At 59.9% G+C, this 17,924-nt stretch carries 12 protein-coding genes and 1 pseudogene; 9 read left to right on the top strand and 4 right to left on the bottom strand.

From position 1 onward, the window contains the following. Positions 1-38 precede the first annotated feature (38 nt). Positions 39-740 (bottom strand): Crp/Fnr family transcriptional regulator, encoded by a 702-nt coding sequence (locus NKJ73_RS28955; protein WP_352571952.1) that lies wholly within the window; start codon positions 738-740, stop codon positions 39-41. A gap of 401 nt (positions 741-1,141) precedes the next feature. Here NKJ73_RS28955 and ligD point away from each other — a divergent pair, with 401 nt between their 5' ends. Together ligD and NKJ73_RS28965 are read left to right on the top strand one after the other, a co-directional pair. Further along, positions 1,142-3,040, top strand: coding sequence for a DNA ligase D (gene ligD / locus NKJ73_RS28960; RefSeq protein ID WP_352571953.1), 1,899 nt, complete (start codon positions 1,142-1,144; stop codon positions 3,038-3,040). A 106-nt stretch (positions 3,041-3,146) separates the two neighbouring features. Next, entirely contained in the window at positions 3,147-4,808 is a 1,662-nt protein-coding gene (locus tag NKJ73_RS28965) for a DNA polymerase/3'-5' exonuclease PolX (protein ID WP_352571965.1), read from the top strand. Positions 4,809-4,829: 21 nt separating this feature from the next. On the opposite strand, the gene NKJ73_RS28970 is transcribed toward NKJ73_RS28965, so the two are convergent. After that, positions 4,830-5,468, bottom strand: coding sequence for a hypothetical protein (locus NKJ73_RS28970; RefSeq protein WP_352571966.1), 639 nt, complete (start codon positions 5,466-5,468; stop codon positions 4,830-4,832). 387 nt (positions 5,469-5,855) lie between these two features. On the opposite strand from NKJ73_RS28970, the gene NKJ73_RS28975 reads away from it, so the two are divergent. Further along, entirely contained in the window at positions 5,856-11,561 is a 5,706-nt protein-coding gene (locus NKJ73_RS28975; RefSeq protein ID WP_352571954.1) for an ATP-binding protein, read from the top strand. A 44-nt stretch (positions 11,562-11,605) separates the two neighbouring features. Then, positions 11,606-12,631, top strand: coding sequence for a hypothetical protein (locus NKJ73_RS28980; protein WP_352571955.1), 1,026 nt, complete (start codon positions 11,606-11,608; stop codon positions 12,629-12,631). Here NKJ73_RS28980 and NKJ73_RS28985 read toward each other — a convergent pair. After that, positions 12,586-14,142, bottom strand: coding sequence for a sigma-54 interaction domain-containing protein (locus NKJ73_RS28985; RefSeq protein WP_352571956.1), 1,557 nt, complete (start codon positions 14,140-14,142; stop codon positions 12,586-12,588). The two genes, NKJ73_RS28980 and NKJ73_RS28985, sit on opposite strands and share 46 nt — an antisense overlap. A 148-nt stretch (positions 14,143-14,290) precedes the next feature. Here NKJ73_RS28985 and NKJ73_RS28990 point away from each other — a divergent pair, with 148 nt between their 5' ends. From NKJ73_RS28990 to NKJ73_RS29010, 5 genes and pseudogenes are all read left to right on the top strand, one after another. Then, positions 14,291-14,608 carry a hypothetical protein gene (locus NKJ73_RS28990; RefSeq protein WP_352571957.1) on the top strand — a complete coding sequence of 106 codons (318 nt, stop codon included), beginning with the start codon at positions 14,291-14,293 and terminating at the stop codon, positions 14,606-14,608. After that, a complete protein-coding gene (locus NKJ73_RS28995; protein ID WP_352571958.1) occupies positions 14,605-14,877 on the top strand; it encodes a helix-turn-helix domain-containing protein in 273 nt (90 codons plus the stop codon). The genes NKJ73_RS28990 and NKJ73_RS28995 overlap by 4 nt, the downstream gene beginning before the upstream one ends. Before the next feature lie 38 nt (positions 14,878-14,915). Beyond that, a pseudogene (locus tag NKJ73_RS29000) lies at positions 14,916-15,053 on the top strand (HNH endonuclease); the annotation flags it as partial. An 18-nt stretch (positions 15,054-15,071) separates the two neighbouring features. After that, complete coding sequence (locus NKJ73_RS29005) at positions 15,072-16,733, top strand: DEAD/DEAH box helicase (RefSeq protein ID WP_352571967.1); 1,662 nt, start codon at positions 15,072-15,074, stop codon at positions 16,731-16,733. A 55-nt stretch (positions 16,734-16,788) separates the two neighbouring features. After that, positions 16,789-17,724: an exonuclease domain-containing protein gene (locus NKJ73_RS29010; protein ID WP_352571959.1), complete on the top strand. Its 936-nt coding sequence runs from the start codon at positions 16,789-16,791 to the stop codon at positions 17,722-17,724. An 11-nt stretch (positions 17,725-17,735) separates the two neighbouring features. Here NKJ73_RS29010 and NKJ73_RS29015 read toward each other — a convergent pair. Beyond that, on the bottom strand, positions 17,736-17,924 hold a 189-nt coding region (locus NKJ73_RS29015), incomplete at its 5' end, for a hypothetical protein (RefSeq protein ID WP_352571960.1).

Genomic DNA, 17,924 nt, shown 5'->3' on the forward strand with positions numbered 1-17,924 from the left:
ATTCCGTAGGCTGCAAGGGTCTGTCTGATTCCGAACAATCAGGCGGAGGCAAGGCCGAAGTGACTTTGTTCCTCCTCACCGTAAGCACCATGTGTGAGTTGTATCATTCCAACGCGGTCGACAATCGTGATCTCGCCGCGCTTGGCGTGAACCAGGCCCCGATATTCAAGCATTTGGAGTGCGATGGTAACGCCGGGACGCCGAGCGCCAAGCATGGTCGCCAGAAATTCATGCGTCAGGTAGATCTTGCTTCCTTCGACGCGGTCTTGGACCATCAGCAACCAGCGGGCCAACCGCTCCTCGATTTTCGAATGGCCGTTGACCAGTGCCGTCCGGGACGACTGGACGAGGAACGCGTGGGCATAGCGAAGCAGTGACTCGCGAAGGGATTGGCTTGCCGCAATCGCAGAGCGAAGATTTTCAACCGAGAGAATCCAGCCATTACCTGCGACCTGGATATAGGTTTCGTTGGGAGACCTGTCTTGGCCGAGGATAACGGCAACTCCTGTCATGCCGTCGTGGCCGACGATGCCGACCTCGCTTTGCCGCCCCCCAGTCATCGTAGCGACCACCGACGCGATGCCCATCTCTGGAAAATATACACGCTCGATCGGCTGATATGAGACTTCAAGCTGGGCTTTGATGCCTAGTTCGACGTGATGCAGTGACGGCTGCAATCGCGCGAAATCCTCTGAGGAGAGAGCTTTCAATACATGGTTGCGAAGAAGGGATTGGGGCATGGCTCTCTCCCATACGGGCAAGAGCACGTACCTCTTACTGTCGGCTGCGTCCGAAGGATCTGGCGGCCGATGCGACAGCATAGGCTTCAAATGCGCGACTGGCAAAGAATCCGCCGCTGGCGAAAAGTTGGAGAAAGTGGGTTCCCTCGGTGGAGGGCTAACCGGGCTCTTAAGGCCGATGGCAGAAAGCGGATACGCTGCGGCGGCATTTGAGGGCACGTTCCTGCTCTTAATTATTGCCAGTGAGCTGTGTGCGCAGATTGGGAAGGTGGAAGGGCCGGACCCAGGAAGCAGGGCCTCAATGATCGCCAAAAGCTCAATACGGCCGGCAACGAAACTAAAGAAGTAGTCGCGCGTTGGATGCGAAACGCTATTCATCTCTGAGTATGGTTTAGGTCAGGGTGGTCAAGCCAACGTCGCGCAAGGCAATCAATGGGTCGAGCGCTAGTCGAGCGAAGTCGCCCGTTCGTGACGAGGTCACTTTAGCGCCGCCTGCTTTCCGGCCGCTCCAGCTCGCAACGCTCGTGGACAGGGTCCCTGCCGGCGATCGTTGGATCCATGAGATGAAATACGACGGCTATCGTATTCTCGTTGCCGTCGGCGGCGGCGAAGCGCGAGCCTACACACGATCTGGTCTGGACTGGTCTAGCCGTTTTCCTTCGATCCTCTCCGAGGCTCGCAAGCTCAACGTGCGCTCCGTCCTGATTGACGGCGAGGCCGTGGTTGTCGATGCGGATGGAAGATCTAACTTCCAGGCACTTCAGAAGGCATTGAAGGCTGCCCCGGCGACTATCGACTTTTATGCGTTCGATCTACTGCAGCTCGACGGCGAAGATCTGACAAGGCTTCCTCTTCTTGAGCGCAAGGCGAAACTGGAGGCGATCTCGCCTGCGAAGAATCTGGTCCTTCGTTACTCCGACCATATCCTCGGCCGCGGAGAAGAGCTGCTCGATCGCTTCTGCGCAGCCGGCCTTGAGGGCGTTATCTCAAAGCTCGCGGATTCGCGTTATGTGGCGGCCCGCGGCGCAAGCTGGCTGAAGATCAAATGCATCAGGCGGCAGGAATTTGTGATTGTCGGCTGGACGCCGTCCGACAAGGTCCGCGCGTTTCGGTCCTTGATCCTTGGCGTTCATGACGGCGGCAAGCTGCGTTACGCCGGGAAAGTCGGCACCGGCTTCGATACCGCTGAACTTCTTCGTCTCTTGAAGATCATGGCGCCGCTTGAGCAGAAGGCCGCTACCGTCGACGCCCCACGCGCCGAAGTGCGCGACGCACACTGGCTCCGTCCGAAACTGGTCGCTGAGATTGCTTTTACCGAAATGACAAATGAAGGGACGTTACGACATCCGAGCTATCTTGGTCTCCGCGAAGACAAGAAGCCGGAGGCGGTCGTGCTCGAGACGGAACGTCATGCAGCCGGTCTCGCCGCGTCTGGGACAACCGCCATCGCGATAAGCAACGGTGACCGCGTCATCTATCCGGAGTCCAACATCACCAAGGGACAGCTCGCCGACCATTATGCAGCGGTCGCGGCGATCATGCTCCCTTGGGTTGGCAGCCGGCCGATCAGTCTGGTTCGATGCCCACAGGGCCGCGCGAAGAAGTGCTTCTTCCAAAAACACGACGCCGGCAGCTTCGGCGACAAAGTCCACCACGTCGGCATCAGGGAGAAGGACGGGCACGAGGAACCATATCTCTATGTCGACGATGCCGACGGACTGATGACGTGCGTCCAGATGGGAACGATTGAGCTGCATGGATGGGGGGCTCGGATCGAGGATGTCGAAAAGGCCGACCGTCTCGTGTTCGACCTAGACCCCGATGAAGGCCTCGATTTTGAGGCCGTCCGCGCAGCTGCCTTTCAGTTCCGCGCTATCCTTAAATCGCTGGGGCTCACGACTTTCCCGATGCTGACGGGAGGCAAAGGAGTGCACGTCATCGCGCCCCTCACCCCTGACGCCGAGTGGCCAGAGGTGAAGGACTTCGCGTTTCGCCTGGCGCAGGCGGTCGCCCAGAGCGATCCGGCCCATTTCACGGCCGTGTTGTCAAAGGCGCGCCGCAAGGGTCGCATCTTTGTGGACTATCTACGCAATCAGCGGGGGGCGACCGCGATCATGCCCTACAGCGCAAGATCACGTCCGGGCGCTCCTGTCGCGGCACCGATCACGTGGGCGGAGATGAAGACAATAGATGCGCCCTCTCATTTCCACGTGGGCGATGCTCCTGAATTAAAGAAACGCGCAGCCTCCAAAGCTCTGGCGGGATGGGGTCGCGCTGACCAATCCTTGCCCAATCTGTAGCGTCCGAGCGGGAAGAGGCAGTAAAGCCGGGATTTAAAGGACAATGCAGCGCTCTTGGCCTTGCCTGATTGGAACCCGCGGAGATCGGCCTCGTTTGGCTGAAGCCATGGCAAAAATCGATCCGAGGACCGTCGCCAGTCTTTTAAGGGAATATGCGCAACGGGCGTCTATGCGCGGCGACAATCCCTATCGCACAAAGGCATATCTGCGCGCGGCAGACAGTTTGATGGCGCTGTCGCAGCCGCTTGAACGGATCATCGCCGCCGGCGCCCTCACCAAGATCCCGCGGATCGGTGATGCCATCGCAGACATCGTGACCAAGCTTTATCAAACCGGCACGCATCCAAGTCTTGAGAAGCTGCGCGGGGATGTCCCAGCGGGCGTGATGGAGCTGTTTGCCATACCCGGGCTTCGTCCCGATAAGATACTGAAGCTTCATCAGGCGCTCGGCGTGAGCTCGCTAGCAGAGCTCGAGGCTGCGGCAAAACAAGACCGCATACGCCCGGTCAAAGGCCTCGGCGCTGCCCTTCAGACAAAGCTCCTGCAGAACCTGGCCATTGTGCGAAGCGGCGAAACGCAACTTCACCTGCACAAGGCCGCCGCTCTTCTCGAACATGCGGTCATATCGGTAAAGCAAGAGCATCCAGAGTTTTCGCGCGTCGAAATTGCCGGCGACTTCCGGCGCGGTTGCGAGCTCGTTTCCGACTTCGCCCTGGTAGCGCAGGGCAGAAAGTCGGTTGGAATTGAGGATACGACCCTCAGGCTTGTCGTCTCGGACAGGAAGCACTTTGGCGCGAGCCTGCTCGAAGCGACCGGTTCGGCAGATCACCTTGAGCAACTAAAGACGTTCGCGGCCGACAAGGGTTTCACTCTAAACGCCGACGGGCTTCATCGCGGGAGAAAGCTGATCGCGTCAGCGACAGAAGAAGAAATCTACCAAGCGCTAGAATTGCAATTTATCGAGCCGGAATTGCGCGAAGGCAGGGGCGAGATCGAGCGAGCGGCGAAGCAGAAGCTACCCGCCCTTATCCGGGATGAAGATCTGCATGGCATCCTGCATTCTCACACGACCGCATCCGATGGGACCGAAACGCTTGAGGCAATGGCTGAAGCCACGCGCAAGCGCGGTTTCGACTACTATGGTGTCGCCGATCATTCGCAGTCCGCTCATTACGCAGGCGGCCTTTCGTTGCAGGAGATTGCTGAACAGCACCGCGAAGCTGACCGGCTGAACAAGGCATACAATGGAAAATTTCGCATACTGAAGGGCATTGAGGCGGACATCCTGGCGGATGGCTCGCTCGATTACCCGGATCATATCTTGGAGCAGTTCGATTTCGTCGTCGCGAGCGTGCACAGCCACTTCAAGTTGCCCAAGAAGGAACAGACGGAGCGTATCATTGAGGCGGTCGGGAATCCTCGGACGACAATCATCGGGCACATGACCGGCCGCCAGCTGTTGCGCCGGCCCGGTTATGATCTCGACGTCGACAAAGTCCTCAAAGCGTGTGCGAAACACGGCGTCGCTGTCGAAATCAACGCTCATCCGTGGCGGCTCGACCTCGACTGGCGCTGGCATCAAAAGGCACTCGATCAGGGCTGCATCTTCAGCATCAATCCGGACGCTCATTCGATCCGCGAGCTTGACCACATGCATTGGGGTGTCGAGATGGCGCGCAAGGGCGGTGTCCCTGCGAAGCGGGTCCTGAACGCGATGCGTTTGGTGGCCCTCCTTGCGCATCTCGCACGGCGCAGGCAAACGTCTTAAACTGCTTGTGCGCCCGGCCTATCAGCGCAGGAGTCCGTCCTTCTCAAAATCTTCCCAGCCGCGCAAACTGGAGTGCGAGTTCTCATCGGGGCCATAGGCAGCTGAAGCTGCAGTTCCGCGATCGTTTCTTTGGGCGCGCTTCATAGCGGCCTTCCCCGCGGCTCGCCGCCTATTCTCTGCAGCTGTCGCTGCGTCCTGCTCGCGCCAGACCGTAACCAGGTCGCGGTCAAGCACATCCTCCACGTGCTGCGGCTCGAACACGTGAAAGGTGATGTTCCTTGCCCGCCCGCGGAGTTTCACCGTTTTGGTCCCGGCGCTCTGCAAACGACCATCTTTCAGCCAGCGGTGCCGTTCGGCCGTCGAGATCGTCAGAATGTCCTCGATTTCACGGGGAATTACGGGCAGGTCTTCGATATTCTGCAGTGCTTTGGATACGATCCCGAATACCACCTGCACATCATCCTCGGCGCCCTCAGATAGGCGCAGGGTGAGCACGCGGGACTCGATATGGAGCAGTTTCCTGAACTCCGTCGGAAGGCGAGCGCGTATTTCGAGAAAAATACCCCTCGCTCTCACGGACGATCCAAGCGTTGCAGCCGGGGTTAAAGGCCACTCTCCAATCAGCTTCGCTGTTGCATTGATTTTTCGGCGCGTGGACATGCCCTTTATATAGGTCACCGAATATAGGTCACCGATTGTCGGCAACGATGAGCCGATCGCAAAGCCAACATGAGTTCAATCCGCCAGCGGTCTGAACCACGATGCCCTAAAGGCGCAACCACGATTATCAGCGGGGCCGCTCAACTTCGGCTAACAGGAAGCGGCAGGAGGTCATCTCAAAGTGCGTTGCCGCCTGGCAGCTTTGGGGCCGTCTCCTGCCCGTCGGGTTTCAGGCCCAAAGGGGGAGAAAGCGGACATTCGCGCGCAACGTGCGCGTTGTGTGCCAGCGCCTTATCTCGGTCATGAGTAACTCCGTAACATCCAAATGGGCCGTTTTCTCGCTTGAACATTGTCAGCAACCTGTCGTAGCTGGGGGCGGGGGGATGAATGCCGATATCTGAAGATTTCGATCGCTCGATCAACTTGTTGACGCCGGCCAATGTGTCGGCGCTGCTCGGATGGGCGAAAAGCCATGTCCGCAAGTTCGCTGAAAACGCCCGGCATCGGAAGGTGGATGGCTGGAACGAGACATTCGGCAAGGATGAAACCTATCTTGCTCTCTCAAGATTGCTAAACCTCCCGGGTGGTCGTGAAGCAACTGAAGCGATCTGCAACCGGGCGAAAATCAGAGGTCTTGAGGAAGCCGTCAAAGCGAATGCCAAACGGGTTGTCGTCACGCTCCGAGGTCCCGAACTACCCGGAAAGGCGTCTTGGGCGCGCATTCTGGCTGAGGGAGGAGCGTCGATCGAGGCCGCGTGGGTGCTATGGTGGGACCATGGCTCCGACATTGACCAGTCAGCGAATGGGTGGATTGCGGATTATCGCGAGGTCGCGACGCTGTTCGAACCCCTGACCGTTGCCAACGCCAAACCGGAGGCTCGCGACGTGTCCTCGTCTGAGGAGGACATCAGGCAAACCCAAGATAGCCTGCGGAAGATTCGAGACGACATTTTCGAATGGCTCGCTGACGCCGACGGCGATGCTACAGACCTCGCGTCCCAACTGAGGCGAGCGGCCGATCGCCTGGATCACCTCGCGACAGATGAGCATCGGGCTCGAGCCACCAAAGATAAGAGAGTCGAACTCGCTGCTGTATTGTCGAACTATCAGACTGCGGTATCGCAGGCGGCTGGCAGCACGACGGCCAATACGGCAGATATACTGGCGCGCATAGCCGTGACGGGTGACGAATGGCCGCTTTCCGTGATCGAGCAGGTCATCGAACTCGCGCCGTCCTACATACAGGCGGCGCAGAGCTGGCGATCGGCGATGGATCGCCTGTCCGAGACGCATGACTATACCGGAGTGGCTGCCGCGCACGAAGCAGAACGGCTTCTGGCCAAGGAAATCGATCTGCTGCTCACGGCACTCGCGACCGACCAGCCGCAGACCCTATCAACCGAAGCAGATGACTCGGAAGCAGCTTCGCCGGCTCCCGAGGCTGCGGTACAGTCATCGAATATTCCAGACGATGCGCCTGAGATTTTGGTCCTTGGCACCCCTTTGCTCGATGAAGGCGCGCCATCCGACACCACGTCTACCGTGGAGAGCGAGCACGCTGTCGTGGAGACAATCGAAGGTCCCGCAGTGGAGCCGATTGTCGACGAATCCGATCTCATCGACTTAGGGGGAAGTGCCAACGCCGATATCAAAAGCAGAAGACAGCAGGCTCTGCGGGCATCTGCCACTGCGCTGGCAAGACGTCGCTATGGTCTCGCCACCCATATTTCGGCTGTAGCGGAAATAGACGGCGAGGCTCCGCCGTTTGGTTTCAGTAGCGCGCTTCTGAAGGCGCTGGGCGCCGGGCTTGTCGTGGGAACACCGGGTGGATCACGCGGCGTCGCCCTTTTTTCGCATGCTCGTCCCGGAGTGGAAGAATTGCTCGGCGATGACGACGTCGATCAGCCGGTTCGACTTGTGGCATTCGCCGGGGCTCTCCGTCCGGCCCTGTTCGCGATAGCGTCCGGCGCTAACCAAGTCTTGCTGCGCCTGTCTGGCCTCCAGAGTCTGGGGCCTGCCATTCATGGCCTGTCCGTGTTCGCCACCAACAATGTCAGAAACGGCGACATCGTGCCGGCTGAGTTGGCAGTCGTTGGGGACAAAATGGCGCCAAAGCTTGAGCTCGAAGCGCTCCAGTCGGCCACCGAGCGGTTTCTTGCGATTGCCGACCGCCGAACCATCAAATTTCAACCGGCGACGGCCATCTGGGTCAGCGTGCTGCGCAAGGGCCCAGTTCACGATGCGCTGCAGGCAATAATTGCGGGTGCCCCCAATGCGGCCAGGTTGGTTGACCATGCGCTGGATTCAACGCTGGCCGACATCGACAGGCTGATCACCGACCGGGATCGGGAAGCTCTTGGTGGGCGCAAGCGTGAGCCATTGACCGCCAAACCCCGGGCGACGCTGCGTGACTGGCTGAAGGATGTCGCCGCGAGGCTGGAAAGCTGGCGAACCTTATATCGGGCGCTGCAGAAATCACCGCTCGATCGGTATAATGTGGAAAGTCGGGACGAACTGAAGACACGTCTCGAAGCCGCTTCTGCTGAACTGGCAGCGATCGACACACAGGGTAATCCCGCGCTGAAACTGGCAATCGATGTTTGTCATGAGGCGATAGCGGGCGTCCTCGACTTGTTTCAGGGCGTGAACCGCCCCCCGCTTGTCACAGCCGACGAGGAACTTCTTCTCTTCAATTCACGTATCGCGATCGAAGACGCAGGGTCCTGGAACGAGCAGAAACGATTTGCCTTTTTTGTCGATGCCGAAGAACTGGCCTCTCGCTCGCCCGATTTCGAACTGGCCCTGCAGTCTGCGCTTCAGCGGGGACGGTTCACCCAGGTCGACCTGTTGCGTGAAAAGGTCGTCGCGGATGACCCTACGCGGGATGAATCGCTGGAGCGGAAGATCCGGGGTGAACGGGATCGACTGCTGACGCAGGCACGCTCTCGCCTTGCGAAAGCCCGGAGCCGTCTGAATGAACTGCTCGGCGCCGACGACCGCCAGCTTCTCAGTCGCGATCTGAGCCCCAGTCTGGACGAGTTGGAGATCCAGGTCGGCGATAATACCGGATCTATCGACCTCGCGGATTGGAACGATACGCTTTCCCGGATCGAGACCCAGCTCGATAGCGGCTTCAACGCGCTTGTCGGTCCACTGCAACACGAGGTCAGCACGCTCGAAAGCACTGGCCAAAATGTCTCCGAACTACGCAAGATGATCGAGCTGGGCGATCTTGCGACACTGAGCGAACATATCGAAGCCTACAAGCATGGCGCGGTGCCGCCGCCGTCGGCAACCAACCTCTTGGAAGCTTTCAATGCCCATCTTCAAGGTCAGGGGAGGCGTATAGACCTGCCTTCGCTGGAGCGCGCGATCGAGGCGCGTGGGCAGCTGGATGGCGTCGACTTCAGCGGTTGGGAAGAAGGCGAGATTGATACTGCGCGGTCATTGCTGAAGGCATGGCGTGAGCTTAAGGAAAATGAGGGCAATCAGTCGCCGCCGCAGCTTCGAGCGATATTTCAGGCGCTTTTCGCGGCGACTGCAATTGATGTCACCATCAACAAGAATCCTGAGGTGCCGGGCCACTACCAACTGAGAACACCTGTCTTCACGACGCGGGAAGAATGCGTCGTCCCGTCCTTCGGAAGCGAGGCGAAAGGCCGGTATGCGGTCGTGTTGGTCGATCGCCGCGGCATCGGATCCGGTGTCGAACTGGCGACATTGAAAGGCAAGCTGAGCGCGCCCACCTTTTTTGTCATTCGCGGATCGATGCCGGGCGCCGCGCGCAAGGCGTTCATGCAAAGGGTGAGGTCAGCCGGCGCGACACCAGCATGCGGCTTGATTGATGAGGCGACGATACTCTTCCTGGTGATGCGTCGTGGCTGGCAACGGTCGGACGTGTTCGGGCTGTCGCTCGCATGTGGCGTCGTACAGCCCTATTCCGACACGGCGCAGAAGACTTCTCCCGAAATGTTCTTCGGTCGCAGCGGCGAGCTCAGGGAGTTGTGGGATCCCAATGGCTCCTGCCTTGTCTACGGCGGCCGGCAGCTCGGCAAGACGGCACTTTTGCGGCAGATCGAGCTACGCCACAACAGGCCCGACCAAGTGGTTGAGTATGGCGACGATGAGGTCGAAGAGTTCACACGCCAAGGCATACAGAGCTTCTGGCGGTGGATCGGCAATCGAGCGGAAGCGCGTGGCATCCCCATGCCAAGCAAGCGTAGCGCCCCCGAGATTCAGAAAGCTATTCGTGACTGGCTTGAAGCGGATGTCACGAGACGCCTGCTCTTCTTGATAGACGAAGCAGACAAGTTCCTGAGCAGCGAGATGCGTTCGGACTTCAAGATGCTTCTCCAGCTGCGCGAACTGATGCGTGTCACCGACCGACGCTGCAAATTCGTCTTTGCTGGACTGCACGACGTGCAACGCCTCGCACGCACGCCCAACTCCCCTCTGCTGCATTTCGGCATGCCCATTCGGGTCGGCCCGCTGATGGGCAAGGATCTGTTCGAAGCGCGCAACATGGTCGAGCAGCCGATGGCCGCCGCCGGCTACGCCTTTGGGGCCAATGTTGAAGAAGGCCGGGCGCTGATGGGCCGAGCATTGTCCGAGGTCGGCTACTATCCGTCGCTGATGCAGACGTTCGGCATGGTGCTCGTAAACCGCATGAACGCCCGTGCTGGGTCCAGTATCGGTGGCGAGCCGCCGGAATTGCCTATCCGTATCAGCGGAAGTGAGCTCAACGCAGCATTGGAAGACAGCGCTTTTCGCAACAATGTGCGGGATAAGTTCGACAAAACGCTCGACCTCGATCCGCGATATCGCCTGATCGCCTATCTCGTGATGATTGGGACCCAGAAGTCGGCCAACCGAGACGATATGCGTCCCGGCATGTCGATTGCCGCGATCCAAAAAGAGGCAATGTTCTGGTGGCCGCAGGGATTTGTCGAGGATAGTTCAAACTCCGCATTTGAGGGCCTCCTGAAGGAAATGGAGGGCCTCGGCGTTCTGGTCGGGCTCAATGACGGTCGCTATGCGATACGGTCGGCGCGGATCGCGGCGATGCTGGGCTCGGTTACCGAGGTCGAGGACCGAATACAGGAACTGGCCGATCAGTCTTATGAAGTCGTCGAGGACACCGGAAGCCTTCGGCGAGCCTTAGGGAAAGCATCTTCACCTCTGACCTTCCGCCAAGAAGCTGTGCTGATGGAGCATCGCAACGCGCCCCCGGTCACGCTCGTTCTGACATCTGAGGCGCTCGGCTTGGGGCTAATGCCGGAGGCAATCGCAGAACTAACGCGGACAGACGAGGAGCTCCTCGTCGTACCGTTCAAATCGGTCGATACTATCTCACAGCTCGAACGCGCCATAACGACGGTTGCCAGCCGGACCAAGGAAGCTGGACGCCAAAAAGGTCTGCTGATCGCGTCCGGGCCCTGGCTCGGCAGGGAAGCTGTTGCTGCGGCGTTCGAACATCTTGAAGTCCGGCGCGCAAAGCGCTTGTCCAATCGGGGAAAGGAGCAAGGCGTCAGAGTCATTCTATTGCCCAGCATGATTGACTGGCGTGAACTGGGTGATGAAGATCAGGGCGATCGCCTGTGGGGGGCGATGCTCGTTTCGCTTAGTCCGCTTCATGATGCCAGCCTCCGAGCATGGCTTGAGCGTAGGACGGGGAGCCGGACGGTGCCTCCGGGCGCGATCGAAAAGCTCCGGCTTACGACCGGAGGCTTTCCGGACGTCCTCGCGGACCTGGTTGGTGATACCGCCGAGCAAATACTGGCGGCCGCCGAGACTGCACGCGGGACAATGTTGGCCGATCCTGACAAGGCGCTTGCAAGCGTCGGACTCGGTGCTGTCTGGCTCAGACAGGTTAGTGAGTTCGTTCTGAACCAATGCGACGGCGCGATCTCCGTCGGCGACCAAGAATCCGTCATTGATCTCATGCGCGACGAGGGACTGCGGGACGGTGATCGTGCCCTGCGGGTTCTTGGATGCCTCGGCTTATTAGATCGCACGATGGATCGCGATCTGCTTTCCGGTTGGCAACTCAACCCGCTTATAGCGGAGTTGCTCCGTTCTCGGCCATCCGCTTGAACCGGCATGTGGATTTTTGGCGCCTTCCGGGCGGGAGGCGCTTCGTGGAGGCGATCCGGACTGGCGATCGGGAACGACGATCCATCCTGATCCATGAGCCATTCCACACCGCCCCCTTGGTGTCGGCCATCGCTGACCTTACGCGTCGGGAAGGGTTGGATCATCTCTGTGAGGTCGATGGTGCGTCGCACGAAACCTTCTGTGAGCGACTGAAAGGTACATTTTCAAACGTCGCATCCACGGTAGACGGCTTCGCTTTCGATTTGAAATATGCCGTCATATTGGCCTGGAATGCGGAATCAAACCCCTCGCTGACGTCCGACATCTTGAGCTTCGCCCAGAGTTGCGCTGTTCGCGGGGACGCGTCGGCGCCGGTCGTGGTGCTGGTCACGCCAGAACATGTCGACGCATGCTCGCGTCCCGTCTGGGAACTCCTGCAGACCGAAGGCATCTTAGGCCCCCATGACGGGATCGGGTTCGCCGCAGCCGCCGGACGTGGCATCCAGACATTCGAGCATCGCTTGAAGACAAGCGTTGCCGTTGAGGTGGGTGCTTGGGATTTCGATATCGTCGAGCGCATATTGTCGATGCCCACACATCGAGCAACCAGGCCGGACGCGCACCTGTACAATTGGAGTGACCCAAGAATCGATTTGTGGCGCGGGGCTCGGCCAAATTGGGCCGCGGGCAATCTCGACCGTTGGGGCGGCGAGCCGTGTATTCATCCGCTACTGCTTGCCGCGAACGAGCCTTCGCTGCTCACGAAGCGCGTCTGGCGTGGGCAGGTAGCAATTCTATTCCCGTGGTTGGATGAATATCGGCAAGCGGTGGTTCGAACCTATCGTCGGCAGCTACGGCCTGACGAGCTGTCATACGGTGACGATGTCGATACGTTGGACTGGGGCCCGATCTGCTGGCAGTTGAAACGCGCCGGAATTGCCAGCCGGGTGCTCGACGCCATCCACGCGGGGCGAATTCTGCGGAACAATCTTGCGCATGGTCGCCCGGTCGACTGGAAAGACATTCAGAGTTTCGAGGCTGGTATGGTTGGCGCCGGTCTTTTGCGCTGAGCACTATCGAGGCGTGACGGCAGCAGGCCTAGGCGGCTGCAATGTTTGTCCAGCCGTTGATAGCTGGCAAATCCAATCAGCTTTGCCGCCTTGCTCTTGTTACCAGCAGCCGCCTCGATTGCACGTTCGATATAATGTGTGGCGACCTCATCGAGAAGAGAGTCAAGCTTGAAAGCGGGGCCAAGCGGGCGCTCAAGTATCTCGCCATTATTGATGCTGGGCTTATCCGAGAATAGAGCGAATCTTGCGTCCTCGGCAGAAAGAACGTCGTTATCCGACCATACAAGGGCGCGTCGCATTGTGTTGTGAAGTTCTCGGACATTTCCCCGCCACGGCTGTTGCATCAGTACCTGGCGCGCGTCCGAGCTGAGCGATTTCGGGGCGTACATTGGATCGTCACCTAGCTCTCCATTGATTCGCTCCAGCCCTTGATCAATCAAAAGTCCAAGGTCGCTGCCTCGCTCCCTCAATGCTGGAAGCCGGAGCCGGAGGACAGCTAAGCGATAGAACAGGTCTTCGCGAAACTGTCCGCTCACGACCGCTGCTGCGAGGTTCCGATGTGTCGCGGCGATCACGCGAACGTTCACCTTGCGAACCTTGTTTTGTCCGATGCGGGTGACCTCTCCTTCTTGCAGAACGCGGAGGAGCGCCACCTGCGCAGAAGGCGAAAGTTCTCCGACCTCGTCTAAAAACAGCGTACTTCCGTCGGCCTCTTCGAAACATCCGGCTTGGTTGCTAATTGCCCCCGTGAACGCGCCCTTGGTGTGGCCGAATAGTCGAGACTCAATCAGGGTCTCCGGAATGGCGCCGCAATTCACGATGACCATGAGTTTATCCGCCCGCGGACTTGCCTGATGAACGGCTTGAGCGAAAAGCTCCTTTCCTGTGCCGGATTCCCCTTCGATGAGGAGCGGGATGTTACGCGGAGCGGCCTTCTTCGCGAGCGCGATCACACGCTTCATCACTTCGCTATCGCCGGTGATTTTCTCAAAGCCGCTGCTCGGTTGCGGGCGGCCTGCGGTCGACTCACTTAGGCGTCGATCTGGATCGTGCAACAAGTCTGGTAGAATCTGTTTGGGCAGATTGAACGGCGTCTCGACCGTGTTGACTGCGCCGCGCGAGGACTCAATCAATTCTGCTGGAAAGCGGGATGTCGCGAGCAGGAGCCAGACCGATGCCATTATCGGCGTGCCGGGACTGAGGTGAAACGTCAGGCGAGGCGACAGCCGCTTGCATGCAATAGCTTCTCCAACGACCGCAGAGGCGTGCTCGTAGATCTCGGTAAACGCGTTGGGCTGACTGAGGTTGATAGAGCGCCGATGGATTCGGGCCTTGATTCCGGTCGCACCCAACCAAGCCTGATAGCGAAGCACCCATTCCTCTGGCCAACTGCACAGCAGCCAAACTTCGTCGAACGACCGCTGCCGGAGTGCACCCATGATCGGGCCCTCCGTCTTGTTCTTCTCAGCTTCGAGGTCGGCCGTGCCAATCCAGGCGAATAGCAATCTCATGCGATGGCTATAGCATATATTACGATTCCATAACCAGTATTATTGGTTTGCAAGATCGATGTAGGGAAAAACGGCAGTTTTCCGCCGTTCCGAGCAATTGGCACGATCCCTGCATATCCTCCTTTGACGAAACAATGAGGAGGATTGAATGAAGCGTTCGAAGAAGTTGTTTCTGGTTTATGCGGAGATCCGCCGCGCCGTTGGGAGCCTGGTCAGCGCCGGCGAGGTGCTTGAGATCGCGGAGCGGCTGATCGACCTCGCCAAATATCGCGATGTAATCGATCGCTGCGGTACGATGGATTTCTCGACGTCGGGCTTGATCGCGCTCGATCATGCTTTCGACGATGGCGGCTGGGCGCTGCTCCACGAATCCTACTCGAGCGGCCTCTTGGGGGATGACGATCCGGCCGACTATTCTTGGCGCCCCGGTCGCCGCGCGGCGCCATTGATGGAGCATTACGCATGAGCAGCATTCGCCACAGCGGGGTCCTCGCGGCACGCGAGCATCTTCTGTCGGGAGAACCCATGACCCGGCTCGAGGCCATCGTACTTTTTGGTGTGCCCGATCTGACCAAGCTGATTAGCGATCTTCGTCGCGATGGCTTCATCGTTCACACGCGTCAGATTGCCTACATCGCTGCTGTCGCGCGGGTGAACCGCCACGCCGTCCTTCAGCCACCGGCAAATCTGCCGGTCAGGGAAATCGTGCTCACGGACTATTGGGTGAGCAAATGAGGCGGCGGTTCACCCGCCGACAGCGCCGGATCGCGGCCATGGTCGCGGGCGGTCGCTGCAGAAGGTGCGGCGATCCGCTTTCGCCCGATTTTCACGCCGATCACCGCCGGGCCTTTGCGAGGCGCGGCACCACCATCCTTGCCAATGCTGACGCCCTTTGTGGCCCCTGCAATCTCTCGAAAGGAACCAAATCCATGCTGAAGCTCCGTCCTTGGCAGCGCGAGGCGCACGATCAGGCCGTCAACTGGCTGACGAAGGCTCGCCTCGACCGTCATTTCCTCATCAACGCGGCGCCCGGCGCCGGCAAGACGTTGGCAACCTGTGCAATCGCAGCGACGTTGTTTGAGCAGGACGAGATCGACCGCGTCGTCGTGATCGCGCCGCGCACCGAGGTCGTCAATCAGTGGGCCGCCGATTTCGCCCGCGTGACCGGACGGCACATGAACAAGGCCACGGGCGCCGATCGCGAGCTGCATACGCTCGGTCTGGACCTGTGCGCGACTTGGAGCGCGGTCGCCGGTTTGCAGGATGCGTTCCAGGCGATCTGCCGCGACAAGCGCGTCCTCGTCGTGTGCGATGAGCATCATCACGCTGCGGTGGCGGCCGCGTGGGGCGATGGCGCTGACAGTGCCTTTGCCGAAGCGCACTATGTGATCGTCTTGACCGGCACGCCGATCCGCTCGGACGGCGCTCAGTCGGTGTGGCTAGCCTATGACGACCGTGGCGCGATCGATCATCCGGCGGAAGGGACCTACACGCTCACCTATGGTGCGGCGGTCGATCTCGGTTACTGCCGACCGGTCACCTTCCACCGCCACGAGGGCCGTTTTACGGTCGATTTGGAAGGGGGCGAGGCGGTCCACATTTCGAGCCGCGACAAGGCGGAGATCACTGGCAAGCTGGCCCGGATCCCCGCCCTCCAGCGCGCCCTCGACTTCTACCGTCTCGCCTGCGCTCCCCAGTACGAGCCGGGTAGCCGCATTCCGCTCGCCACGGGATATCAGGCGTCGATGGTCGAGTGGGCGAGCGCGAAGCTCAACGATCTGCGCGAGCGCATGCCGCGGGCCGGCGGTCTGGTGATCGCGCCGTCGATCGAGATGGCCGAGTTCTTCGCGGAGCTGATCGAGCGCTTCGAAGGCGAACGGCCGATCATCGTCCACAGCCAGATGACGGGCGCCGAAAATCGCATTGCGGCTTTCCGCAATACGGACCGGCGCTGGATCGTGTCCGTCGCGATGATCTCCGAAGGCGTAGATATCCGGCGCTTGCGGGTCTTGGTCTATCTGCCTAATGCCCTGACCGAGCTGGCCTTCCGCCAGGCGATCGGTCGGGTCGTGCGCACGGATGGCCCAGACGACGATACGCGCGCCTATGTGGTGATGCCGAGCTTCGAGACGCTGGAAGCCTATGCCCGCCGCGTCGAAGAGGAGATGTCGCCTGGCGCGCGTCGCGATACGATGCCGCGGTCGAAGCGGTGCGTCATGTGCGCGGAGGAGAATCCGCTCAGTGCGACCGAGTGCACGTCGTGCGGCTATGAGTTCCCGCAGCGCCCGACGAACTTCCGCGCTTGCTCCGAGTGCGGCGGCCTCAACCCCGCCGGCGCGCAGGACTGCCAGCACTGCGGCGAGAGTCTGAGACACGCCTTCACGCTCACGCTCGACGAGGCCCTCCGCACCGGCGCGATCGTCCGCGGGATGGAGATCGACGAGGATGAGGTCCAGGCGGGCGAGAAGATCGCGCCCAAGGTGCGGGATATGGTGCTTAAGAGCGGGGATTCCGCACTGCTCAGGGTGACCCAGCTCCTGCCCGAGGAGAGCTGGCATCGCCTGCGCACCATCCTGGAAGACGCTGCCTAGCCCGCGCTTGCCCTCCAAATACTCTCTGTCCAACTTGCTTAATCGGGAGCCACGCATGAGCTTTGTCTTCTACGATACTGAAACCACCGGGACTTCAACCGACTTCGACCAGATCCTGCAGTTCGCCGCCATCAAGACGGACGCCGATCTGAGGGAGATCAACCGGATCGAGATGCGGTGCCGCCTCCTCCCGCACGTCGTGCCGCACCCCGCCGCTCTCAAGGTCACTGGCATGTCGATCGCGCGTGTGACCGACGCGACGTTGCCCTGCCACTATGAGATGATGCGGGCGGTGCGGTCGAAACTCCTTGAATGGTCGCCGGCCATCTTCATCGGCTATAATTCGATGAGATTCGACGAGCTGCTGCTGCGGCAGGCGCTGTTCCGTACTCTGCATGAGCCTTATCTGACGAACACCAGCGGCAATTGCCGTGCCGATGTCCTGCCCCTCGTCCAGGCGGCTTCGCAGTTCGCCCCCGAATGCATCCGCGTTCCGAGGGGTGAGAACGAAAAAGCTGTCTTCAAGCTCGATCAGCTGGCGCCGCTGAACGGCTTCTCGCACGAGAATGCCCATGATGCGCTCGCCGACGTGGAGGCGACCATCCACATCGCTCGATGCGTTCGGGATCGCGCGCCCGATTGCTGGCGGCGGTTCATCCAGTTCTCTAGCAAGGCGGGCGTCAACGGGTTCATCGCGCAGGAGAGCGCCTTCGTGGTGACGGAGTTCTATTTCAACCGACCTTATCATTTCGTGGTGGCGCCGCTCGGGAGCGATCCGGACAACACCGCGGCGCATCTATGCTTCGATCTCAAGCATGACCTCGATTGGGTCGCTTCGCTTGGCGACTGCGATATGGTGGCATGGGTGAACGCCAGCCCCAAGCCAGTGCGCAAGGTCAAGACGAACGCGGCGCCCTCGCTCGCGCCGATCGGTGCCGTGCCGAGCAGCTTCCCGGGTAACCTTTCGGCATGTATGGACGGCCCCTCTTAGGCAAGAGGCAATTAGCAGATACGGCGCAAGTCTGGAGCGGTCATGTATTCGGCCTTTTGATGCGGTCGATTTGATGACTGCTGGCCCTCAAGGGTTACGCGGATCGAGTTCCAATCATCCCAGCGCGCTTTGTATCGCGATGACGAAGGCGGAGTGTCTCGACCCAGGTCCTGACCATTTTGCCGTGCTGCTTTTTGCTC

It is taken from the genome of Mesorhizobium sp. M0074, assembly GCF_040322975.1.
In the GTDB taxonomy this organism is placed as follows: domain Bacteria; phylum Pseudomonadota; class Alphaproteobacteria; order Rhizobiales; family Rhizobiaceae; genus Mesorhizobium.